The following is a 22,605-nucleotide window of genomic DNA, read 5'->3' on the forward strand; positions in this document are numbered from 1 at the left end:
ATCTACTCCATGTTTTTAGTTGCTGCTAAGATTTTACGAAGTGCTTGTTCGCGATTGGGTTGATTGAAAATCGCGCTGCCCGCAACGAGCACGTCTGCACCGGCTTCCGTACAAACCTTAGCCGTTTTTTCGTTAACACCGCCATCAACTTGTATTTCATATGAGTAATCATTCTCTTTTCTCAAATGGCTAAGCTCTTTTATTTTATGAATGGTTTCCTTTATAAACGATTGTCCACCAAATCCAGGGTTTACAGTCATTACTAAAACTAGATCAGCGGCAAATAATACTTCCTTAATCAAATGTACAGGTGTAGCAGGATTAATTACAATTCCTGCTTTTACGTCATGGCTTTTAATTAACTGAACAGTCCGGTGCAAATGAGGACATGTTTCTTGATGGACTGAAATAATGGAAGCCCCTGCATCAGCAAACATTGAAATGTACCGATCGGGATTTTCTATCATTAAATGAACATCCAGTGGTAAACTCGTTACCGGTTTAACAGCTTCTACAATAAGTGGACCAATCGTTATATTTGGTACAAAATGACCATCCATTACATCAATATGGATATAGTCAGCTCCAGCCCTTTCCACTTCTTTTATTTCCTCTCCCAGCCTGGAAAAATCAGCTGAAAGAATCGATGGGGCAATTTTAGTCATTATGAATACCTCGGCTTTCTTGATTGTATTTCTTTTAAAAAGTTTATATAGTGCTTATAACGTTCATTACTTATTCCCTCATCTTCGACAGCTTGCTTTACTGCACATTTTGGCTCTTTATCGTGCAGACAGCCTCTAAATTGGCACATTGGTGCTCTAGTTTCAATTTCGGGAAAACACATACCTAGTTCATTTGCTTCCACCTCTTTAAAATCCAATGAACTAAAACCTGGTGTATCAGCTACAAGTCCTCCATTAATCTCCACTAATTCGACATGGCGAGTTGTATGTTTCCCTCTTCCAAGACTTTTGGATATTTCGCCTGTTTTTATTAATAATGACGGTTTTAATGCATTCAGCAGCGATGATTTTCCAACACCAGATTGACCCGCAAATACAGTCACTTGGTCTAATAAAATTTCTTGCAGTATGGAAAGATTCTCTCTCTCCTTCGTCGATACAAGCTTAACCGTATAACCAATTTTTTCGTAAATATTTATATACTCTTTAACTCGGTTCAATTGATCTTCATTTGCTAAATCTTTTTTCGAAATTAGAATAATAGGCTTTAACTGCTTCGCTTCAATCAGGACAAGAAAACGGTCCAAAAGAATTGTACTAAAGTCCGGTTCCACTACAGAGGTGACGATGATTGCTTGGGTAATATTAGCAATAGGAGGCCGGATAAGTTCATTCGTTCTTGGCTCGATCTTAATAATATAACCTTCCTGCTCATTCGTTTGATCAAAGTGCACAAAATCGCCGACAAGAGGAGTAATCTTTTGCTTTCGAAATACTCCTCTACCTCTACATGTGAAAATTTGACCTTCACTTTTAACATCATAAAAGCCACTCAGCGCTCGGACTATTCTTCCTTCCTGCATTTATTCACCCTCTTCATAGGATACAGTATCATGAAGAAATACTTCATCATCCCGTATAACCTTATATTCTGCCTTTTTATTCTGTTCTATCGTTAACGTAATCGAATAATCTTTATCATTCGTAATTTCATCTTCTTTATAAACTTCTGTTACTTGATTATTCATGTCACCAATGTAAATAATTACCGTCTGTGGCACTTTTTCAGTACCGGATTCCTCATCTGTTTGACCATCATATGGGACGGTGAAGGAAACAGTATGTGATACAGGCGGTTTTTTCTCAGGCCCACTTGAAATATAAACATCAACAGAGGTACCTTCTTTCAACTGCGCATTAGCATCAGGAGAGTGCCTGATTACTTGTCCTTTTGGTACATCCTCCGAGTTTTCCTCATGCTTAGTCATTTTCAGCCCATGACTCGTTAAATAATCTTTAGCTTCACTTTCACTTAATCCTTTTAGATTATTTAATTGTATTAGCTCCGGCCCAGCACTTACCTCAAAAATAGCCTTCGTATCCCTTGGTACTACCTCTTTACCGGCAACGGGTTCAATTTGCGAAATAATCGTTCCTATTGGTTCATCAGAATACTTGTCGTAATCTATTACTTCAAAACCTTCGTCTGAAAGCATGCGTTCTACTTGTTTAAAGTCTTGTCCAGTATAGTCTTCAAAAGTAACGGTTTCTTCTCCTTCGCTTACAAACAAAGTAACCGTGGCCCCTTCTTTCACTGTTCGTCCAGCTTGGGGATTCGATTTCACGACGAGCCCTTCTTCCAGTTCTTCAGAAAAAATGGATTCTTGTTCTGTTTTTAGCTTTAATTTACTCAGTTCAGCAACGGCTTCTTCGTATTCCATTTCCACAACATCCGGTATTGTCACATCTTTTGGAGTTGTCATGATTAGTATAGAAATGGCAACAATCAATAATACTAATAGTGCTGCAAGCATAATAAGCCATTTTTTCCTTTTTCGTTTTTTCTTTTTTGGTTTATTATTTGTTTTATTTGCATCCGGCACTTTTTTTGTGTCATCATTTTGCTGAATAATAGTATCCTGTTGTTCGTCTGTCTGCAAAGATTGATTCGTAATGATAGGTATTGCTTTTGTTTCTTCTCCTTCTTCCACAGGAGGGGTAAAAACTTCTTCGTTCATACGGATTGGATCAAGTGCTGTAACTAACGCATTCTCCATTTCATATACATTGTTAAAACGATGAAAAGGGTCTTTCGTCGTTGCTTTCAAAACAATATTTTCGATGCTTTGAGGTATATTGGGATTGACCTGTCGAACAGAAGGCGTATCATTTTGCAAATGTTTTAAGGCAATCGATATCGGAGATTGTCCTGAAAAAGGTAGCCTTCCTGTAAGCAGTTCAAACAATACAATTCCGAGCGAATAAATATCCGATTTTTTCGTTGCGATACCACCCCTTGCTTGCTCAGGTGATAAATAATGCACAGAACCTAAAATGGCATTTGTTTGCGTAAGAGAGGTAGCACTTAACGCAACCGCAATCCCAAAATCGGTTACTTTAACGTTTCCAAAAGAATCCATTAATATATTTTGCGGTTTAATATCACGGTGCACAAGATCATTCGCATGCGCATGGGCAATTGCGGCCGTTATTTGTTTCATAATATCAATTGCTTCTTCTACATCAATTGCTCCGAAGCGTTGAATGTATTCCTTTAACGTTAGGCCATCGACATATTCCATCACCATATACAATATATGATCCTCTTCGCCGACATCATATATGTTCACTATATTAGGGTGGGACAAACTTGTCGCTGCCTGCGCCTCTCGGTCAAACCGCTGGATGAACTCTTCATCATTAGCATACTCTAGACGAAGAGCTTTTATAGCCACATCTCGGTCCAAAATGATGTCCCTGGCTAAATAAACGTTGGCCATCCCGCCTCCGCCTATTTTGGCTTTTATTCGATACCTTTCACTCAACAGGTGGCCTTCTAACATGAAGGTTCACCTGCTTCCTGTGCAGGCTGTCGAACGATAATAGCTAATGATATATTATCTTCTCCACCTCTTTCATTTGCCATATCGATCATGCTCTTCCCGACTTGTTCCATATTTTCCCCTGAAAGAATGAACTGGCACAATTCTTCATCATCTATTTTATTTGACAATCCATCTGAACATAACAACACTTTATTTTCTTCTTCCCAGCTAATTGTTTGAATATCAGCATCAACAATCTCTTCTGTTCCAAGCGCTTTCATTAATACATTTTTACGCGGATGTACTTCCGCATCATCTTTCGAGAGCTGTCCTGCACGTATCAATTCATTTACAAGGGAATGATCTTCGGTAATTTGATTAAAACCATGTTCGTTAAAAAGATAACAGCGGCTGTCCCCAATATGGGCAATTGTAATAAATTCATCAGTACAAATAGCGATAACAATTGTAGTGCCCATTCCTTCATATTCTTTTTTTTGAGCGGCACAATCAAAAATGGCATGATTTATTTCTTTAACCATATTTTGTAGCCATTCTTCGGCCAGTCCGGCGGAAGTTATTTCCTCAACTTTACCCCATTGCTCCTGAATCATGGAAATAGCCATCTTGCTAGCTACATCACCCGCCTGATGACCGCCCATCCCATCTGCAATTGTAGCGATAATTTGTTTGGTTCTATTATAAAAAATACCGCCCGCATCTTCGTTATGCTTCCGAACTCTTCCGCGATCCGTTAAAAATTGCCCCTGCATCTTTTCACCCCTTTAATATCCGAAACTTCTAAACCATTAGATAAGCGAACTACTCAATCATTTATAAAAATTTTATAATACTTCAGCAGTCGTGTTTATACTTAAGACGGGTAAGAAAAAAACCGTCTGACTGAAATGTTTGCGGGAAGAGTTGCAATCCATATTCACTCTGTCCTTCTGTATTTTTCAATGTATCAGGAAGATGATTAAAAAAAGCATTATCTACTTCAAAAGTAATATATCGCTTTAAAAAACGCTTCACTATTTGTTCATTTTCCTCCCGATCAACTGTACAGGTACTATAAATTAATCGTCCATCTTTTTTTAGTAATGGAGCGACAGCTTCTAATATTTCCAGTTGTATGATTGCTAGACGAGCAATATCCTGTTCACTTTTATTATACTTTACATCCGGTTTCCCCTGAATAACACCTAATCCCGAACAAGGCGCGTCTACAATAATACGATCAAAACTTTCTTTATCATGAATCGATTGTAACTGTCTGGCGTCACCTTGTTTTACGTTAATAATGGTTAATTCAAGTTTTGCTGCTCGTTCTTTGATGAGCTTCAATTTATTCTTATGTAAATCATACGCTTGGATCGTTCCCTCGTTCTCCATTATTTCAGCTGCATGAGTTGCTTTACCGCCCGGTGCACTGCATGCATCAAGCACGTTCATCCCTGGTTTTACATCAAGCATCTCGGCAACAAGCATGGAAGCTTGATCCTGAATTGTTAACAAACCATCCATAAACAATTGTGATTTTAATATATTTCCTCGTTCAATTATTATACCATGATTTGATAGTATGGAAGGTTTTATTTGATAACCTTCGTTTCTTAACGTTTCCATTGCTTGATCCCGGGAAATCCTTAGCTGCTGAACTCGCACGGCAGTCGGTTTATGCTGCAAATTTGCTTCACACATATTCTTTGTTGTATCAAAACCATAATACTGAATCCAGCGATTAACAAGCCATTCCGGGTGGCTAGTTTCGATGGAAAGTCGCTTCACCTTATCAGTTATTGTTGCAGGATCCGACACGCCTTTACGCTGCAGACTGCGCAACACACCATTTACCAGTGATGCGACACCTTTGTGCCCGCGTTGTTTGGCAATTTCAACTGATTCATTAATCACTGCATAATCAGGCACTTTATCCAAATAGACAATTTGATAAACAGACATTCTTAAAAGCATCCGCACCCAAGGTTCTAACTTTTTATTTTTTTGGACAAATGGTTCCAGATAAAAATCCAAAGTTAACTTTCTCTCCATCGTACCGTAAACAATCTCCGTAAATAGACCTTCATCCTTTGTAGCGATCTGTTTATTTTTAATTTCGTTACTAATCAAAAGATGGCTGTAGCCACCACCTTCTTCCATTCTTAAAAGCAAGTCCAGTATACTTTTTCTCAAATGATAATTACTCATTTAATCACCCAAAACCATTCCTATATGAATATAGTCGCCGTTTATAAATTCTGCAGCTGTCATCTTACTTTTTCCTTCCGGCTGTATTTCCGTTAGCCGTATTCCTTTATTATCTCCGCAGACGACAACAAAAGCTTGTTTATCAATAATTTCAACGATTTCTCCAGGCCTTTTTTGCGGATAGGTTGCCTCAGAGGGCTCGCCTTGCCATAATTTCAGACGTTTTCCCTGAAAGGTTGTAAACGCAACTGGCCATGGTCGCAAGCCTCTTATATGGTTATATATGTCCTCATTGCTTTGTGTCCAGTCTATTTTTTCTTTTTCACGCGTAATATTTGGAGCAAAAGTCACTTTTGCCTCATCTTGCTTCACCGGGGTTAATTGATTGGAAAATAATAAAGGAATCGTTTTATCCAGTAAAGCCGCACCGATTTTTGCAAGTTTATCATGTAGTGAAGATACATCGTCTGTCTTCTCAATTATTACCTTTTCTTGTGTTAATATATCCCCTGCATCTAATTTTTCTGCCATATACATAATTGTAATGCCTGTTTCTGTTTTCCCCTCTAAAATTGCATAATGAATTGGGGCACCTCCACGTAATTCTGGGAGCAAAGAAGCGTGAACATTAATACAACCAAATGTTGGGGCCTCAAGCAATGCACTTGGCAATAACTGACCATACGCCGCGGTTACTATGAGGTCAGCATCCAAAGCTTTTATTTTTTCATAATTGTCTTTTAACCGTTCTGGCTGAAAAACAGGAAGACCATGTTTTTCTGCCTCTACTTTTACCGGTGGTGGTGTTAGCGTTCTTTTTCTACCCTTTGGCCGATCTGGTTGAGTAACGACAAGCACAATTTCATATTCAGAACGGATAAGTGTTTGTAAAACGGGGACGGAAAAATCAGGTGTTCCCATAAAAATAATTCTTTTCATTTCTCCATTCCTTCCTACATCAGTTGATACGGTTGTACATCAACTGTAATTTGCAAATCATTTTTCCGAATCTCTTCTGCATAATGTTCCATAATTTTTTTAATAAAGGCTTTTAATCTAGGTTCATTTCGATACTTAATCATAAGCTGATAGCGATATTTATCTTTTATACGAGCTATCGGTGAAGGGGTTGGCCCTAAAATAACTGTATCTTTTTGTATGTGTTTCATCAATAATTTTGCAATTTCCTGTGCAGTCTGTATTACATAAACTTTATTCTCCTGCGCGATTGTGATTAATGTCAAAAATACGTATGGCGGATATCGGAACAGCTTTCTTGTCGCCATTTCCTTAAAGTAAAATGTATCATAATCATATTGACTTGCAAGTTGAACACTATAGTGATCTGGTGTATATGTTTGAATAACAACTTCTCCCACTAATTCATGCCTACCGGCTCGACCGCTTACTTGAGTAAGCAATTGAAACGTTTTTTCTGAAGAACGAAAATCAGGTAAATGAAGCATCGAATCAGCAGTCAGCACGCCAACTAGCGTAACATTTTCAAAATCGAGCCCTTTGGCAATCATTTGTGTACCAAGTAGAATGTTTCCTTTTTTGTTACCAAAATCACTCAGTAATCGTTCATGCGATCCTTTTCTTCGTGTTGTATCCACATCCATGCGGATCACTGTTGCTTCTGGGATGACGCTGGAGAGTGCTTCTTCCACACGTTGTGTTCCCGTTCCAAAAAAACGAATTAAATTACTCTCGCAGTTCGGGCATAATGATGGCATTGGCTCTTCATAAGCGCAATAGTGGCATTTTAATTGATGGTTATTTTTATGATAGGTTAACGCAATATCACAATGAGGACATTCTTGCACATGACCACAATCACGGCAAAGTGCAAATGTTGAATAGCCGCGCCGGTTTAACAATAAAACAATTTGTTCCCCATGACTAATCCGTTCCTTCATTTTCTCAACAAGTGTTCGTGAAAACATCGTGCGATTACCCGCATGAAGTTCTTGGCGCATATCGATCACTTCCACATGTGGCATTTCTTGTTGATTCGTTCGTTCGGACAATGTCACCAATTTATAAACACCTTTTCGCGCCCGAGCATTCGACTCCAAGGTCGGCGTCGCGCTGCCCAGAACAATAGGGCAATGGTGACTTTCCGCACGCTTTATCGCCACATCCCGAGCATGGTAGCGTGGGTTGTCTTCCTGTTTATAGGAAGTTTCATGTTCTTCATCCATAATAATGATACCGAGGTTTTCAAAAGGAGCAAAAATTGCAGACCTCGCTCCTACAACGACCTGTACTTCCTTTCTATGAATTCGCCGCCATTCATCATATTTTTCCCCCGGTGAAAGTGCGCTGTGCATGACAGCAACATTTGACCCAAACCTTCCTTTGAATCGCTTTACCATCTGTGGGGTTAACGATATTTCCGGCACAAGCACAATTGCTTCCTTACCTTTATTCAATACATCTTCAATGGATTGTAAATATACTTCCGTTTTACCGCTACCTGTTACACCGTGGAGCAAAAAAATATGGTGTTCATCTTTTGCTATACTGTCTTTTATTGGAGCAATAGCAATTGATTGCTCTTTGGTCAGTGACAGTTTCTCCGTTTTTGTAAATTCCCGGCCTTCATACGGATTGCGGTAAACCTCCTTTTTTTCTTTCGTAAGTAAAGACTTGTCCAAAAGGGATTTGATAACTGATTGGGATATATCCAATGTTTTCATTAACTGGCTTTGTTCGATGGAGACCGGATGAGTGATAAAAAACGAAAGTAGTTGTTTTTGCTTTGTTGCCTGGATTGCTAAATTCGCATATGCTTCTTCCAAAATGTGCATTTCTTTTGCAGGCTTGATCATTGTCAGATATTTTTTTGCAGCTCGCGATTTTACGAGGTAATTAATATAAATATCTCCATCCTGAATTGCTTGTTGCAGATGGCGATACTGATCATTTGCATCCGGTGCATCCGTCAACTCGTGATAATCAAGAACATCTCTGCCCGCAAATAGCTGTTCCAATTCATCGGATAACCGAGAATCTTTTAGTCGAACGATTTCTTTTTTATAAGAGGATTTCAGTGCTTGGGGAAGCATTGCTTGATATGCGGTTATATACAAACTGATCGTGTCATCAGCAAGCCATTTCCCTAGCTTTAATAATTCCGGCGTTAAAACAGGAGTTAAATCGAGTACTTCCAAAATTTCTTTTAAATTCTTATAGTCGGAATGATCTGTTGTTCCGATGACAAATCCGGTAATTTTTCTCGGACCAAAAGGAATGACAACACGCATTCCTGCTTTTAAAACGCCCCTGTATTCTAGTGGTATGGAATAATCATATGTTTGGTTCACCTGACTTGCAGGAACATCCACAATTACATTGGCAATGGTCATCAAGCATCACCTTGTTTTAAATCACGTACGATTAACTTCAACACTTGTTCGGCAACATCCTTTTTTGACGCTAAAGGGATTTCTGTATGATCTAGTGTTTTGTTAATGTAAGTTACAGCATTCGTGTCACCTGCAAAACCGACGCCATCCATTTTTACATTATTAACAATAATTGCATCCAAATTCTTTTTTTCTAGTTTTCCTATCGCACTTTCGATATGATTTTCGGTCTCAGCAGCAAAGCCTGCAAGAAATTGATGTTGTTTTTCTTCTCCTAGTGATTGCAGTATATCTTTTGTACGTATCATTTCTAAATGCATATCACCTGGCTGTTTTTTCATTTTTTCATCATATACGTTTTTTGGCCGATAATCAGCTACCGCTGCTGTTTTTACAACAATATCCGTTTTCGGAAAATAGTGATGCATCGCTTGATACATTTCTTCCGCAGTTGTAACATCGATTCTTTGTACGTTTGGGTGATGTATCACTAAATCAACTGGGCCGGATACTAACGTTACCTCAGCTCCAAGTTGTGCAGCCGCTTCAGCAAATGCGTATCCCATTTTCCCTGATGAACGATTCGTGAAGAACCGGACTGGATCCACTTTCTCTCGTGTAGGGCCTGCAGAAATTAATATTTTTTTTCCTACTAATAAAGAAGCCTGCTGTAAATGTTTTGAAACAGAGTCAATAATTGATTGCGGTTCTTCTAGCCGGCCTTTGCCAATCCAGCCACAAGCTAGATAACCTGCCTGTGGTTCAATAAAATAATTCCCTCGTTCGGTCAGTGTATTCATATTTTGTTTTACTGCCGGATGGTCATACATATTCACATTCATGGCTGGTGCAATATAAATCGGTGCTTTTGTTGCCAGTAATGTGGTTGTAAGCATATCATTTCCAATACCGTTGGCAAGCTTACCAATAAAGTTAGCCGTTGCTGGTGCGATCATGACAATATGTGCCCAATCGGCAAGTTCAATATGTGCAATATTTTCAGGATCCTTTTCATCAAATGTATCAGTGTAAACCGGGTTTCTCGATAATGCCTGGAACGTTAGGGGAGATACGAATTCCATCGCACTGTTCGTCATGATTACTTTTACATGAGCACCTTGCTGTACAAGCTTACTAGTTAAATCACAAGCTTTATAAGCAGCGATTCCACCGGTAACTCCTAAAACGACATTTTTATTATCTAGCATTTCATTTGCCCCTTTCCGGCTCTGCACCTAGATTTTGTTTAACTAATTTACGTTTTTTTGTTCCCTCGACAGAAAACCCTCGCGAAAACTACAACTGGCGAGGGTTTTTCCACACGTTTGGAAATTATAAAATTATTAACTTTATACAGAAAGGCAAGTCTAATAAAGCAATTGACTTTTTCCTTCTACTTATTCAGTTTCATCAACATACAATTTCCCAGCTAAAACTTCCTCAAGTGCCTTTCCAACAAATTTCAAAGAAGAAGAATCTTCAACTAACAAATTATCTTCTTCAAGCAATTGTCTTGCACGCTTTGCCGATAAGGTAACCAGTGTATATTTTGATTTAATTTTCTCCTGTAATGCATCAATCGAAGGTTCCAGCATTTAGTTCATCCTCCATTATTTTTTTATATTGTTTTTCTATACGTGCCCGCTTGCAATGTTCACTTTGAATAATTGATTGTACTTTTGTAACCGCCCGATCGACTTGGTCGTTAACGACGACATAGTCATAGGCACTCATCATGTCAATTTCTTTTTTAGCCTCTTTTAATCGGTTCAGTACTAATGTATTTGATTCCGTACCGCGATTAATAATGCGGTTTTTTAACTCATCTAGACTAGGTGGAAATAAAAAAATATATACCCCATCAGGGAAATTATCTTTTACTTGCAACGCTCCTTGTACTTCAATTTCCAGAAACACATCATTTCCTTGGGCAAGCTGCTGCTCAACATATGATCTGGGGGTCCCGTAATAATTATTGACATATTGTGCATATTCCAACAATTGATTCTGTTTGATTAAGTTTTTAAACTCCGTCTCGGTTTTATAGAAATAATCTACTCCATCCACCTCGCCAGGTCTTTTCTGTCTCGTTGTCATGGAAATGGAATATTTTAAATTTGTATCTTGTTCAAACAACTTCTGCCGCACTGTTCCTTTTCCAACACCGGACGGGCCGGAAAGAACGAACAAAATTCCTTTCTCATCAAACAAATTGTTTCCTCCTAATTATTCATCCGATATTTCTTCATGACTCATCACGCGTTGTCCGACTGTTTCCGGCTGAACGGCTGATAATACAACATGTCCGCTGTCAGTTATGATAACAGCCCTAGTCCGTCGTCCATATGTTGCATCGACTAATTTATTATCGTCTCTTGCTACGGTTATAATACGTTTGATCGGTGCTGATTCTGGTGAAACGATTGAAATAATACGATTTGCCGAAACAACATTTCCGAATCCTATATTGATTAATTGTAAACCCAAGCTGGTTCCCCCTTATTTTTTCTTTCTATAATTATTAATGTAATACGTCATTCATTATGTACATTATAGAGAATGTTTCATAGTAAATTCAAATATCTACTCAAGATTTTGGATTTGTTCTTTTATTTTTTCAATATTGCTCTTAATGGAAACAACTAAGTGACTTATTTTTGTATCTGTTGATTTGGCTCCAATCGTGTTCGTTTCACGTAACATTTCCTGCATAATAAAGTCAAGCTTTCTTCCGATTGGTTCTTCCCTTTCAATAATTTCCCAAAAATGTTCCAAGTGACCGAACAGTCTCGTCATTTCTTCAGTAATATCTCCTTTTTCAGATAAAACTGCAATTTCGTGCAGTAAAGACGTCTGGTCCATTGTAATCGTATTTTCAGCATAGTCATCGATTCGCTGCCTAACACGGTGTCGGTAGGCTTCTGCTGCATATATACGTCGTTCTTTAAGTAGTTCCCATTCTTTGTTGATCGAATTGGCCTGTGCTTTTATATCTTCTAAAAGAAACAAACCTTCTTTTTTTCTGGTAGTAATAACTTGCTCGCATGCTTGCTCAACACATTCAATTATCCTTTCTTCCACTATATCATATCGCTCTTCTGATTCTTTGATAGTCATTACTTCGGGAATTGATAGAAGCGATGCAATGGGAATATCGTCGGTTAATCCATACCGGTGTTTTACTTCTTCTAATTGTTCCATATACTGTGCCAGCAGATCCCAATCCGTTTGCACTGTCTTTTTAGTAAAGTTACTGTCTGTTCCAATATATACTTCAACTCGCCCTCTTTGAAAATAGCGCATAATCGTTTCTTTAATACGCGATTCCAAAAATAAAAATGCACGCGGCATTTTCGGTGCAAAGTCTAAATAGCGGTTATTTACAGTTTTTATTTCTACTGTAATTGCCGAGTGTTCAAAGAATGCAGATGAAAATCCGTATCCTGTCATACTCATTACCATTCCAATCACTCCATTAAAAATAATTATACCTTTAATAACAAAATATCTCTACAAAATAATACAGCTTTTCTCAAATTGGAGAAAAGCTGTGTTGATTAAACGAATCATTTGGATTTTCGTTGCTTTTTGTTCATGGGCCTTCCAAACACTACTGTCGGTAATGCAGCAAGTGCAAGAATAAAAATCCAATCCCACACATTGATGGCTGTTGTATGAAATACTGGTTGCAACGGTTCCCAATAAAGGACAACCAGCAGCAACACTAAGGAGGACAAAACGGCCATCACTAAATATATATTTTCAAAAGGATTACGGGAAAACACCCCATTTTCACTTCGGCAATCAAAAACATGAATTAATTGCGCCATTACAAGAGTTGAAAATGCCATTGTCTGTCCATACACTAAATTATCGGGATTGTCGTTATAGGCAACGACAAAAGCAATTAATGCTACGATTCCAATCAAAATACCTCGGGTTATAATTTTGACTCCCAACCCTCTCGCAAAAACACCTTCTTTTGGATTGCGCGGCCGGCGTTCCATTACGTCAGCTTCCGGTTTATCAAGCCCAAGAGCCATTGCTGGCAGACCGTCAGTGACGAGATTGACCCAAAGGATTTGTACAGGTACTAGCGGAAGGGGCATGGCCAAAATCATTGCAAACAACATAACGAGTATTTCTCCAACATTGGATGCCAATAGATAACGAATAAATTTACGGATATTGTCGTAAATATTTCTTCCCTCTTTAATAGCTGCCTTAATCGTCGCAAAATTATCATCCATTAATATTAAGGAAGATGCTTCTTTTGTAACGTCTGTGCCGCTTATACCCATACTTATTCCAATATCACTTGCTTTTATTGCAGGGGCATCATTTACTCCGTCACCAGTCATCGCTACCACATGTCCTTTGCTTTGTAATGACTGTACAATTTTCAATTTATGCTCCGGTGTTACACGCGCAAAAACATATACATCATCAATCACGTGATCAAGTTCCTGCCTGGTCATTTCATTCAAATCATTCCCAGCCAGAACGAGCCCTTTTTCCGGAAGTAAATTAATCTGCCTGGCAATCGCTCTTGCTGTTTCCTCATGATCACCGGTAATCATTACTGTTTTAATCCCTGCCTGCATACACTCCTTAATCGCAGATTTCACTTCTTTTCTCGGTGGGTCCATCATCCCATATAGTCCGACAAAGGTAAGATCTTTCTCCAAAAAAGCTGCATCGAGGGATTCCTCTTTGGAGACTGGCTTCATTGTAATCGCTATTGTACGATATGCCTTTTCCGCCATTCGTTTTACTGCACCTTCAATGGGACGTTTATCTGTTAATCGTGTTCTACCTTCTTCGTTTAATGCATATACACATCGCGGTAAAATAATTTCTGGTGCACCTTTTGTAATTAAAAAGCGCATATGATTTTCATCTTCTACTACAACACTCATTCGTTTTCGATTAGAATCAAAGGGGATTTCCTTAATTATTTTAAATTGCTGTTTAATTGCATGGGTGAATCCGATCTTCCGGCTTGCCACAAGCAATGCTCCATCAGTTGGATCCCCGTCTACTGAGTACTTGCCTTTTTTTACCTGTAAAGAGGCATGGTTGCACAGTTCACCGTACAACAACATTGTTTCTAAATTCGGATAACTTTTATTCAATGATTTATTGTTTAAATAAAATTCACCTTGTGTCGTATAACCTTCGCCAGTAACATGAATGTTTTTCCCATTCAAATAGATTTCTTTGACCGTCATTTGATTTTCCGTAATCGTTCCCGTCTTATCTGAACAAATTACCGAAGCACAGCCTAGCGTCTCTACTGCGGAAAGCTGTCTTACAATTGCTTTTCTCCTGATCATCCGTTGCACACCAAGGGAGAGTGCAACCGTAACAATTGCCGGAAGACCTTCTGGAATAGCAGCAACGGCCAATGAAACACCTGCCAAAAACATATTGTAAACAGGATGTCCTTGATAAACCCCTATTCCAACGACAAGTGCTGTTAGCAGCAATACAGCGACAATTAAAATTTTCCCAAGTTCCGCGAGTTTATTTTCCAGGGGGGTAGGTGACTTCTTTGTATTGGCCATTAGTGATGCAATTTGACCCATCATTGTATTCATTCCAGTACCAACGACGATTCCGGTACCTGAACCTTTTGTCACCAATGTGCCCATAAAGCCCATATTAACTTGATCCTGTGCAGCCAAATTATCGCGCTGGATTGATGTCGCATGCTTTGGAACAGGTACAGATTCACCGGTTAGTGCAGATTCTTCCGTTTCCAAATAATTGGCTTGAACAATCCGAACATCTGCAGCTATTCGGTCACCGCTATTTATTCGAACAACATCCCCAACAACTGCTTCTTTGGAAGGCAATCTTTTCCATTCACCATTTCGTATAACATGGATCATGGGGGCAGATAATTCTTTTAATTTTTCCATTGATTTTTCAGCCTTTTGTTCTTGGAAAAATCCAATTACCCCATTTACCAATACAATCACCATAATAGCAATCGCATCAACATATTCTCCCAGCATACCTGCAATTAATGTTGCTGCGAGCAATACAACAACCATGAAATCCTGAAATTGCTTTAAAAACAGCAGCCAACGAGGTTGTTTCTTTTGAGTATCCAACTCATTATACCCAAATTTCTTTTGACGCTGTCTTACTTGTGCATCATTTAATCCTTTATTTGTTACAACATGCAATTTCTGTTCAACACGTTCAATGTCAAGCTGATACCATTTCACATCGCATTCCTCCAACATGGATTACAGTAAGATACTATTGTAATTTTTACCTTTTGTTGTTCATCCCTTTTACGAATATGTATGCAGACTTGTCCGAAATAATGCTATAATTGCACGTGAGGTGAAAAAGATGCCATTTGATGGAGTCGTAACGAAATCAGTAGTTGAAGAATTACAAACCCAAATTGTTCCCGGTCGTATATCAAAAATTCACCAGCCGACATCGACCGAAGTTGTTTTTACCGTCCGAAGCAATCGGAAAAATCATAGCCTGTTATTATCGATTCATCCGGCTTATGCTCGCTTTCATGTTACGAAAGATACGTATCAAAATCCGGACGAACCTCCGATGTTTTGCATGGTACTTAGAAAACATATTCTAGGCGCCGTAGTGGAACAAATTGAGCAAGATGGATTGGAAAGAATTATTACATTCCACTTAAAAACTAGAGATGAAATTGGAGACATATCCTACAAATTCCTTACCATTGAATTAATGGGAAAACATAGCAACATTATATTGCTTGATCATCATAAAGAACATATTATAGATAGTTTAAAACACGTGCCACCATATCAGAATCGGTATCGAACCATTCTTCCGGGCTCACCGTATAAACGCCCGCCAATTCAAAACAAACAAAATCCATTAGCGATAACAAGTGTTGATTTTATCAAACAACTGGATTTTAATGCGGGTAAAATTGACAAACAAATCGTACAGTCATTGGATGGTATTTCCCCTTTATTAGCACAGGAAATGGTGCACCGAGCTCATCTAGGCTCGGAAAAAAAGTACATGGAGGTCTTTTCCGATATACAGACGCTCATGAAAGAAAAAAGGTATTCCCCGACCATCTATCAAAATGAAAAGGAAGCGTTTCATGTAGTTCCCATAACGTCATTTCAAGGGGAAAAAAAGGCTTATTCTACAACAAATGAAATGCTTGATACGTTTTATTCAGGTAAGGCAGAAAGAGATCGAGTCAAACAGCAAACGAGAGATCTTTATCGATTTATAAAAAATGAATTCGAAAAAAATAAACGGAAACTCATTATTCACGAAAAGACAATTAAGAAAGCTGACAAAGCTCAAACTTATCAAAAGATGGGGGAGCTCTTAACAGCAAATATGCATTTAGTCAGTCAGGGCGACACGTTTGTACAAGTAATTGATTATTATGATCCAGAGCAAAAAGAGTTAACGATCGAATTGCTGCCTGACAAAACACCAAGTGAAAATGCGCAACATTTTTTTACGAAATACCGTAAGCTAAATACTTCAAAACAGAAGGTACAACGTGAAATAAATAAAACAAAAGAGGAATTAAATTATTTAGAACTTTTACTGCAGCAGCTAGAACGTGCAAAAGAGGCAGATATTGAAGAAATTCGAGAGGAACTCCGAGAAGAGGGCTATTTAAAACGTCAAAAGCACGTTAAAAAACGCAAAAAAGCTCTTCCGACACCGGAAAAATATACAGCAACGGATGGAACGACGATTTATGTAGGGAAAAACAATAAACAAAACGAATATGTCACCCACCGGCTCGCACATCGTGATGATACATGGCTGCATGCGCTCGATAGTCCTGGTTCCCACGTCATAATTCGCGGTAAAGAGCCAAGTGAAGAAACACTAATGGAAGCAGCTCAATTAGCGGCGTACTATAGCAAAGCCCATCAATCCGCCTCCGTCCCTATTGATTATACAAAAGTCAGAAACGTTAAAAAACCAAAGGGCGCGAAACTTGGATTTGTCACTTACGACAAACAAAAGACAATTTTTATAACACCGGATAAACAGATGATTAAAAAACTGCAGAAATAAGTCGCCCGGTATTAAATGTAACTAAAAATAATCCGAATGAAGATTCAACTTGCATAGATGAATCTCCGTTCGGATTTTCCTTTCGCAGTTTGCGTAAGTGTCGCTACTAAATATCCATAAACTACGACGTAATTTTGAATTGTGATTTCTTACCGCTCCAAAAATACATTTCGCTTTCCGCGGGCTCTCGATAAGCCTCCTCATTCGTAAAGAACGCTCATTGCGGTGTCTTATCGTCTACGCTTTCCCGCAGGAGTCTACATGTATTTTCTGCGCTAGTATGGTGACTGATAACCCTATAGTTGAAATGCACTATTAATGATGGTTGTTTGGAGCGGAAGACAGTTGAACTTTGGTCTGCTTCCTGTAAGCAACTGAAAAACTAAAGTCTTGAGATTAATGATCAACATATCATGTTGATTGGAACGTAAGGTGGCGACTCCTGCGGGAAAGCGAGACAGATGAGACCCTGCAGGAGCGTAGCGACGAAGCGGCTCAGCGCTCGCCCGCGGAAAGCGTCCGCCTTAAGTGGAAATCAACTGAAGCTACGTGACAGTTTACAACAACTATTTGAGAATAATTATTTGATCTTCTCTATCTTGTAATCGTTCCTCTTGGAAATAAGGCGTTTTTTACCTTGGTGCAGTTTCACTGTTTAAATAAACGTTTTATTCAGTAACAGATTAATAAAACGGTCTACTTGTGGTAAATCTCTGATCCCTTCCTGGTAACTCAGCCATGTATTACGAACAACACTTTTATTATTTACTTGCAACGGAATATGTGCATAATGATCCATTAATGAATCAGACACACTTTTGGGCAGTACTGCCATACCTATCCCCTGTTTCATAAACTGCTTGCATGTTTCAATCTGGTCCACGCGAATCGTCTTGAGCGGGCTTTTCTTTCCTTGTTGGTCATAAAACCAATGGTCAGCAAGCTCATTCAAGCTATCGTTTGTTTTAAAAGAAATTAACGGACGTTCTTTAACTTCGCCTTTGATAAATGGTTCGATATCAAAAATATAGAGTGGATCTTCAAATAAATGAATACTCGTGCTTTCTTCCAACTTTTCTCCTCGAATAATACAGACATGATAGTTTTTATGATCCTTTTTTATATTTTCACTTAAACCGGTTACCAGATCAATAGAAACAAGCGGGTATTCCTTTGTATAATGAGCGAGAATGTTCGGCAGGAACCGTTGACTGATTAACGAGGAACAAGCAATGGATAACGTGCCACGAACCTCTTCGCTTGATTGTGCGAGGTTGTCTTTAAGCTTTCGTTCTTGTTGAACAACTTTTTTTGCATGATGGAGTATTATTTCTCCGCTGGGAGTTACAACAAGTCGTTTGGGCGTACGTATAAAGATCGCTTCCCCAAAATAATCTTCTATATATTTTAGCCTTTGTGATACAGCCGGTTGTGAAATTAAAACAGCTTTTGCCGTCCCGCGTACCGTGCCAATTTCATTCAGTTTAATGAGTAGCTCGTAATCATCAATTTTCATAATAATCTTCCTATCCTATAAGTAATTGTGATTACATGTTATTATATACCATTATTAAACCTCGTGCATTAATAAGTTTATAATAGATAATGAAGGAGGGTATTTGATGGAGCGAAAAGAAAAAGTACAGGCGATGTTTTCAAAAAATAAACAAGGTTACATTACGAGTAGTACGCATTCCAAAGTTGACGACTTTTTGACTGAATGGTTACAACCACATCAATCAATGATTGCATTGGATGTTGCAACTGGGGGCGGACATGTTGCAAAAATGTTGTCCAATAAAGTTGATGCGGTTTTTGCAACCGATATTACAGAGGCGATGTTAGAAAATACGAGAAATCATTTGAAAGATATTAAAAACATCCATTACTTAATAGCCGATGCAGAACAATTGCCTTTTCTTGATGAAACGTTTGATATCGTTACATGCAGAATTGCAGCGCATCATTTTCCAAATCCCGAACTCTTCATATATGATGTTCAGCGCGTATTAAAGAAAAATGGTACATTTCTGTTTATTGACAATGTTTCACCCAATGATTATTATTTGGCCCAATATATTAACACGCTTGAAAAAATGCGTGATCACAGCCATGTTGAATCACGTTCAATTACTACGTGGAAAAAGTATTTTCAAACTGCTCATTTTGATATTACAAAGGAACATTTAAGAAAAAAAGTATTACCCTTTGATGAGTGGGTTCGACGAACTTTGGACGATCAAGCTACAATTGATCAGGTCAAAATGCATTTATTAAATGCACCGTCATATATCAAATCCTACTTTCAATTAAAAACAAACAATACAAAGATTGATTCGTTCGCCATTGATGAATGGATATGCCTTGTTAAAAAGAAAAACAAAACGAGCCAGCGTTTTTAAACGGTGGCTTGTACAATTTGATTGAAACCTATAATTTATCACGCCAGCCCAGTAACTGCTTTTTTTCTTCTAACGTAATTTCCTTATCTTCCACTAATGCGTCAATTAACAATTCAAAACTTGTAATCGTTTGAAAGGGAATATTTTCTTGTCTGAATCGTCTTCTTGATTCATCCAGTCCGTACGTAAAGATGGCCAGGACCCCGACAACTTCCACTCCTTCATCGATCAGTACTTTGGCTGCTTCGATGGATGAACCGCCGGTAGAGATCAAATCTTCAATGACAAGCACTTTTTGTCCTTTGTCTACTTTTCCTTCTATTTGATTTCCTTTTCCATGTCCTTTTGGTTTGGATCGTACATAAACCATCGGCAAATCTAATTGATCGGCAATCCATGCCGCGTGTGGGATACCGGCCGTTGCACACCCGGCAATAACGTCAGGCTTGATTTCCATTAATTCGATTTGTTGAATAAAAGCTTTTATAATCTTTTTACGAATTTCCGGATACGACATTGTCAATCGATTATCACAATAAATAGGCGATTTGATGCCTGATGTCCAAGTAAAATAGTTATTTGTTCTAATTTGCACGGCTTTAATTGCCAGTAAATCTCTTGCTATTTCAATGTTTAAGTCCATTTTCCCACTCCTTGACTGCCTGTTCATATGCTTTTAGCGAATCGTTTGCTCTCGTAACACTCCTCCCGATAACGATCATATCTGCATTATTTCTACGAGCGAATGCAGGAGTAGCGATCCGTTTTTGATCGTTATGATTTGTTTCATGAAGACGTATCCCAGGTGTTACAGTTAAAAAGGGGGATTTACAAGCCGATTTAATTGCACTTGCTTCATGAACCGAACAAACGACTCCGTCAGCTCCACTTCGTTCAGCAAGTGTTGCGAAATGTGATACATTTTCCCTCAGGTTATGCGGTAAAGTCAATTCCTCACTCATTATCTGCTCATCCATGGACGTTAATATCGTTACCGCTATCAGTTTTGTTTCATGATGACCGCCATGAGCAAGTAAGCCCTCTTTTGCTTGTTTAATCATTTCACTGCCACCAAGTGCATGGACATTGACGATATCGACTTCCAATTTGGCCAAATTTTGCATTGCTCGATTCACAGTAGTTGGAATATCGTGGAGCTTTAAATCTAAAAATATCGGATGACCATTTTCTTTTAACTTTTCAATGACCGATACCCCTTCTTTGTAAAATAACTCCATCCCAACTTTTACCGGGATGCCATGTAATTCATGATTGTCAATAAATGCTCCAGTTGTTTGCCAATCAGGGAAATCAAGGGCAAGATAAATGGAATTGCTCATGTTCATGTACTCCTTTTTGTGTTACTTCCTGTATGGATGTAAATCCGTATTTCACCAATGTTGATGGAAGGTCTTCGATAATTTCCGGGCATATAAATGGATTTTGAAAATTAGCCGTACCTATTGCGACTGCGTTAGCACCTGCCAATAAAAACTCCAAAACGTCTTCTGCATTCGAGATGCCTCCCATCCCAATAATGGGAATTGAAACGTGACGACGCACCTCATAAACCATGCGAATAGCAATTGGTTTAATGGCACTTCCTGATAAGCCACCTATCTTATTCGCAAGAAGCGGTTTTTTGGTTGGCAAATGAATCTGCATCCCTGTCAATGTGTTGATCATTGATATCCCATCCGCTCCTGCTGCTTCTACTGCTTTTGCTACCGCTGCTATGTCCGTTACATTTGGAGATAGCTTCACATAAACAGGATGATTACTAATCTTTTTAACTTTTTCTGTTACGTGAGCGGCCATCTTTGGGTCTGTACCAAACTGAATTCCGCCTTCTTTTACATTGGGACACGATATATTTAATTCTAGTGCATCTACCGCATCAGTTTCATTGAAGGATTTCGTTACATATTCATATTCTTCAAGCGTACTTCCGGCAATATTGGCAATTAGTGGAACCCCGTAGCTTTTCAGAAACGGAATCTCTGTGCTTATTATCTTTTTAACACCGGGATTTTGCAAACCGATTGCATTCAGCATCCCTGACGGAGTTTCTGCCACACGAGGAGTATCATTTCCAAACCGTTCTTCCCCTGTTGCCGATTTCATAATAACTGCACCGAGCTTGTTTAAATCATAAAAATCACTATATTCACGGCCGAACCCGAAACATCCAGATGCAGGCATAATCGGATTTTTTAATTGTAAACCAGGCATTTTAACTGATAAATCCATTATATAACCACCTCGTTCGCTGAAAAAACAGGACCGTCTTTACAGATTTTTTTATAACCGGCAGCATCGTTTGTTTTCACTACACAAGCAAAGCATGCACCAACACCGCAGCCCATCCGTTCTTCAAATGATAAATACCCCTCTTGTTTTTCAAGTTTTGTCGAAACTGCCTGAAGCATCGGTAGAGGGCCGCATGAATAGTATTGATCAAAATCACCTACTTGTGCAATCACATCTGTGACCAATCCCTTAATCCCGTAAGAGCCGTCATCTGTAACAATATACGTGTCTCCTAATGCTTGAAAATGGCTTTCATAAAACACGCTTGCTTTTGTTTGAAATCCAAGTATGGAAATGACCCGTATATTTTGCTTCAAGAATTCTTTTGCCAAGTAGTGAAGTGGCGGTATGCCAATTCCTCCACCGATAAGCAAAACGGTTGAATCCTTTGGCTGTTCCATACTGAACCCGTTCCCACTGGGGCCCAAAGCATCAATGAACATTCCTTGTGTATAATTTGCTAGTTCTGCAGTGCCTGAACCGACGATTTTAAACAGAATCGTAATGGTTTCTGCATTGCGATCGATATCTGCGATGGAGATGGGTCTGCGCAATGTATAACCCTTTATCAACAAATGTACAAATTGACCTGGTGTTGCATGTAAACTGACATATTTATTTTTCAAAGTCATTTCAACTGTATTCATAGCGATCTCCGATACGGAGACAATCTCCATCTTCTCTTTTTTAATCATTACGATTGACTCCTTTTATGAAAAGTTAAGTTTATTGC

20 protein-coding genes are annotated in these 22,605 nt (G+C 38.7%); 2 read left to right on the forward strand and 18 right to left on the reverse strand.

The features are described from left to right. Positions 1-2: 2 nt before the first annotated feature. The 13 genes from rpe to ACLIBG_RS01810 all read right to left on the reverse strand — a co-directional run bounded on the left by rpe (position 3) and on the right by ACLIBG_RS01810 (position 15,329). On the reverse strand, positions 3-665 hold the full coding sequence (gene rpe, locus ACLIBG_RS01750; RefSeq protein WP_439310983.1) for a ribulose-phosphate 3-epimerase: 663 nt from the start codon (positions 663-665) through the stop codon (positions 3-5). After that, positions 665-1,549 carry a ribosome small subunit-dependent GTPase A gene (gene rsgA, locus ACLIBG_RS01755; RefSeq protein WP_439310984.1) on the reverse strand — a complete coding sequence of 295 codons (885 nt, stop codon included), beginning with the start codon at positions 1,547-1,549 and terminating at the stop codon, positions 665-667. Before rsgA ends, rpe begins: the two co-directional genes overlap by 1 nt. Then, positions 1,550-3,511: a Stk1 family PASTA domain-containing Ser/Thr kinase gene (pknB, locus tag ACLIBG_RS01760; RefSeq protein ID WP_439310985.1), complete on the reverse strand. Its 1,962-nt coding sequence runs from the start codon at positions 3,509-3,511 to the stop codon at positions 1,550-1,552. Positions 3,512-3,522: 11 nt separating this feature from the next. After that, positions 3,523-4,284, reverse strand: coding sequence for a Stp1/IreP family PP2C-type Ser/Thr phosphatase (locus tag ACLIBG_RS01765; protein ID WP_439310986.1), 762 nt, complete (start codon positions 4,282-4,284; stop codon positions 3,523-3,525). An 82-nt stretch (positions 4,285-4,366) separates the two neighbouring features. Continuing rightward, positions 4,367-5,722 carry a 16S rRNA (cytosine(967)-C(5))-methyltransferase RsmB gene (rsmB, locus tag ACLIBG_RS01770; protein WP_439310987.1) on the reverse strand — a complete coding sequence of 452 codons (1,356 nt, stop codon included), beginning with the start codon at positions 5,720-5,722 and terminating at the stop codon, positions 4,367-4,369. Further along, positions 5,723-6,661, reverse strand: a complete 939-nt coding sequence (gene fmt, locus ACLIBG_RS01775; RefSeq protein WP_439310988.1) for a methionyl-tRNA formyltransferase — start codon at positions 6,659-6,661, stop codon at positions 5,723-5,725. It lies immediately after the preceding gene. 14 nt (positions 6,662-6,675) lie between these two features. Further along, positions 6,676-9,093, reverse strand: coding sequence for a primosomal protein N' (gene priA, locus ACLIBG_RS01780; protein ID WP_439310989.1), 2,418 nt, complete (start codon positions 9,091-9,093; stop codon positions 6,676-6,678). Further along, complete coding sequence (gene coaBC, locus ACLIBG_RS01785) at positions 9,093-10,301, reverse strand: bifunctional phosphopantothenoylcysteine decarboxylase/phosphopantothenate--cysteine ligase CoaBC (RefSeq protein ID WP_439310990.1); 1,209 nt, start codon at positions 10,299-10,301, stop codon at positions 9,093-9,095. Before coaBC ends, priA begins: the two co-directional genes overlap by 1 nt. 189 nt (positions 10,302-10,490) lie before the next feature. Continuing rightward, complete coding sequence (gene rpoZ, locus ACLIBG_RS01790; RefSeq protein ID WP_439310991.1) at positions 10,491-10,688, reverse strand: DNA-directed RNA polymerase subunit omega; 198 nt, start codon at positions 10,686-10,688, stop codon at positions 10,491-10,493. Continuing rightward, the gene (gene gmk, locus ACLIBG_RS01795) at positions 10,669-11,304 is read right to left on the reverse strand and encodes a guanylate kinase (RefSeq protein ID WP_439310992.1); all 636 of its coding nucleotides are present in this window, start codon (positions 11,302-11,304) and stop codon (positions 10,669-10,671) included. The genes rpoZ and gmk overlap by 20 nt, the downstream gene beginning before the upstream one ends. Before the next feature lie 15 nt (positions 11,305-11,319). Beyond that, positions 11,320-11,580 (reverse strand): extracellular matrix/biofilm regulator RemA, encoded by a 261-nt coding sequence (gene remA / locus ACLIBG_RS01800; RefSeq protein ID WP_439310993.1) that lies wholly within the window; start codon positions 11,578-11,580, stop codon positions 11,320-11,322. 96 nt (positions 11,581-11,676) lie between these two features. Beyond that, entirely contained in the window at positions 11,677-12,555 is an 879-nt protein-coding gene (locus ACLIBG_RS01805) for a YicC/YloC family endoribonuclease (protein WP_439310994.1), read from the reverse strand. Positions 12,556-12,659: 104 nt separating this feature from the next. Continuing rightward, the gene (locus tag ACLIBG_RS01810) at positions 12,660-15,329 is read right to left on the reverse strand and encodes a calcium-translocating P-type ATPase, SERCA-type (protein ID WP_439310995.1); all 2,670 of its coding nucleotides are present in this window, start codon (positions 15,327-15,329) and stop codon (positions 12,660-12,662) included. Between the two features lie 130 nt (positions 15,330-15,459). Between ACLIBG_RS01810 and ACLIBG_RS01815 the strand changes: the two genes are divergently transcribed. After that, positions 15,460-17,160 carry an Rqc2 family fibronectin-binding protein gene (locus ACLIBG_RS01815; protein WP_439310996.1) on the forward strand — a complete coding sequence of 567 codons (1,701 nt, stop codon included), beginning with the start codon at positions 15,460-15,462 and terminating at the stop codon, positions 17,158-17,160. Between the two features lie 655 nt (positions 17,161-17,815). Here ACLIBG_RS01815 and ACLIBG_RS01820 read toward each other — a convergent pair. Further along, positions 17,816-18,676 (reverse strand): LysR family transcriptional regulator, encoded by an 861-nt coding sequence (locus tag ACLIBG_RS01820; protein WP_439310997.1) that lies wholly within the window; start codon positions 18,674-18,676, stop codon positions 17,816-17,818. Positions 18,677-18,782: 106 nt separating this feature from the next. On the opposite strand from ACLIBG_RS01820, the gene ACLIBG_RS01825 reads away from it, so the two are divergent. Beyond that, a complete protein-coding gene (locus ACLIBG_RS01825) occupies positions 18,783-19,562 on the forward strand; it encodes a class I SAM-dependent methyltransferase (RefSeq protein WP_439310998.1) in 780 nt (259 codons plus the stop codon). Between the two features lie 28 nt (positions 19,563-19,590). Here ACLIBG_RS01825 and pyrE read toward each other — a convergent pair whose 3' ends face one another. The 4 genes from pyrE to ACLIBG_RS01845 are packed head-to-tail and all read right to left on the reverse strand — an operon-like array spanning position 19,591 to position 22,567. Next, a complete protein-coding gene (pyrE, locus tag ACLIBG_RS01830; protein ID WP_439310999.1) occupies positions 19,591-20,205 on the reverse strand; it encodes an orotate phosphoribosyltransferase in 615 nt (204 codons plus the stop codon). Beyond that, entirely contained in the window at positions 20,189-20,902 is a 714-nt protein-coding gene (gene pyrF, locus ACLIBG_RS01835; protein WP_439311000.1) for an orotidine-5'-phosphate decarboxylase, read from the reverse strand. Before pyrF ends, pyrE begins: the two co-directional genes overlap by 17 nt. Beyond that, positions 20,874-21,812 carry a dihydroorotate dehydrogenase gene (locus tag ACLIBG_RS01840; RefSeq protein WP_439311001.1) on the reverse strand — a complete coding sequence of 313 codons (939 nt, stop codon included), beginning with the start codon at positions 21,810-21,812 and terminating at the stop codon, positions 20,874-20,876. The genes pyrF and ACLIBG_RS01840 overlap by 29 nt, the downstream gene beginning before the upstream one ends. Continuing rightward, positions 21,812-22,567 carry a dihydroorotate dehydrogenase electron transfer subunit gene (locus ACLIBG_RS01845; RefSeq protein WP_439311002.1) on the reverse strand — a complete coding sequence of 252 codons (756 nt, stop codon included), beginning with the start codon at positions 22,565-22,567 and terminating at the stop codon, positions 21,812-21,814. Before ACLIBG_RS01845 ends, ACLIBG_RS01840 begins: the two co-directional genes overlap by 1 nt. Positions 22,568-22,605 lie beyond the last annotated feature (38 nt).

Origin of the sequence: Virgibacillus sp. W0181 (assembly GCF_051846915.1) — a bacterium.
In the GTDB taxonomy this organism is placed as follows: Bacteria; Bacillota; Bacilli; order Bacillales; family Amphibacillaceae; genus JBPYCR01.

Coding starts and splice junctions, on each gene's coding strand:
- rpe (WP_439310983.1), bottom strand. CDS start 665: ATGACTAAAATTGCCCCATCGATTCTTTCAGCTGATTTTTCCAGGCTG.
- rsgA (WP_439310984.1), bottom strand. CDS start 1,549: ATGCAGGAAGGAAGAATAGTCCGAGCGCTGAGTGGCTTTTATGATGTT.
- ACLIBG_RS01765 (WP_439310986.1), bottom strand. CDS start 4,284: ATGCAGGGGCAATTTTTAACGGATCGCGGAAGAGTTCGGAAGCATAAC.
- rsmB (WP_439310987.1), bottom strand. CDS start 5,722: ATGAGTAATTATCATTTGAGAAAAAGTATACTGGACTTGCTTTTAAGA.
- fmt (WP_439310988.1), bottom strand. CDS start 6,661: ATGAAAAGAATTATTTTTATGGGAACACCTGATTTTTCCGTCCCCGTT.
- priA (WP_439310989.1), bottom strand. CDS start 9,093: ATGACCATTGCCAATGTAATTGTGGATGTTCCTGCAAGTCAGGTGAAC.
- coaBC (WP_439310990.1), bottom strand. CDS start 10,301: ATGCTAGATAATAAAAATGTCGTTTTAGGAGTTACCGGTGGAATCGCT.
- rpoZ (WP_439310991.1), bottom strand. CDS start 10,688: ATGCTGGAACCTTCGATTGATGCATTACAGGAGAAAATTAAATCAAAA.
- ACLIBG_RS01805 (WP_439310994.1), bottom strand. CDS start 12,555: ATGGTAATGAGTATGACAGGATACGGATTTTCATCTGCATTCTTTGAA.
- ACLIBG_RS01815 (WP_439310996.1), top strand. CDS start 15,460: ATGCCATTTGATGGAGTCGTAACGAAATCAGTAGTTGAAGAATTACAA.
- ACLIBG_RS01820 (WP_439310997.1), bottom strand. CDS start 18,676: ATGAAAATTGATGATTACGAGCTACTCATTAAACTGAATGAAATTGGC.
- ACLIBG_RS01825 (WP_439310998.1), top strand. CDS start 18,783: ATGGAGCGAAAAGAAAAAGTACAGGCGATGTTTTCAAAAAATAAACAA.
- pyrE (WP_439310999.1), bottom strand. CDS start 20,205: ATGGACTTAAACATTGAAATAGCAAGAGATTTACTGGCAATTAAAGCC.
- pyrF (WP_439311000.1), bottom strand. CDS start 20,902: ATGAGCAATTCCATTTATCTTGCCCTTGATTTCCCTGATTGGCAAACA.
- ACLIBG_RS01840 (WP_439311001.1), bottom strand. CDS start 21,812: ATGGATTTATCAGTTAAAATGCCTGGTTTACAATTAAAAAATCCGATT.
- ACLIBG_RS01845 (WP_439311002.1), bottom strand. CDS start 22,567: ATGATTAAAAAAGAGAAGATGGAGATTGTCTCCGTATCGGAGATCGCT.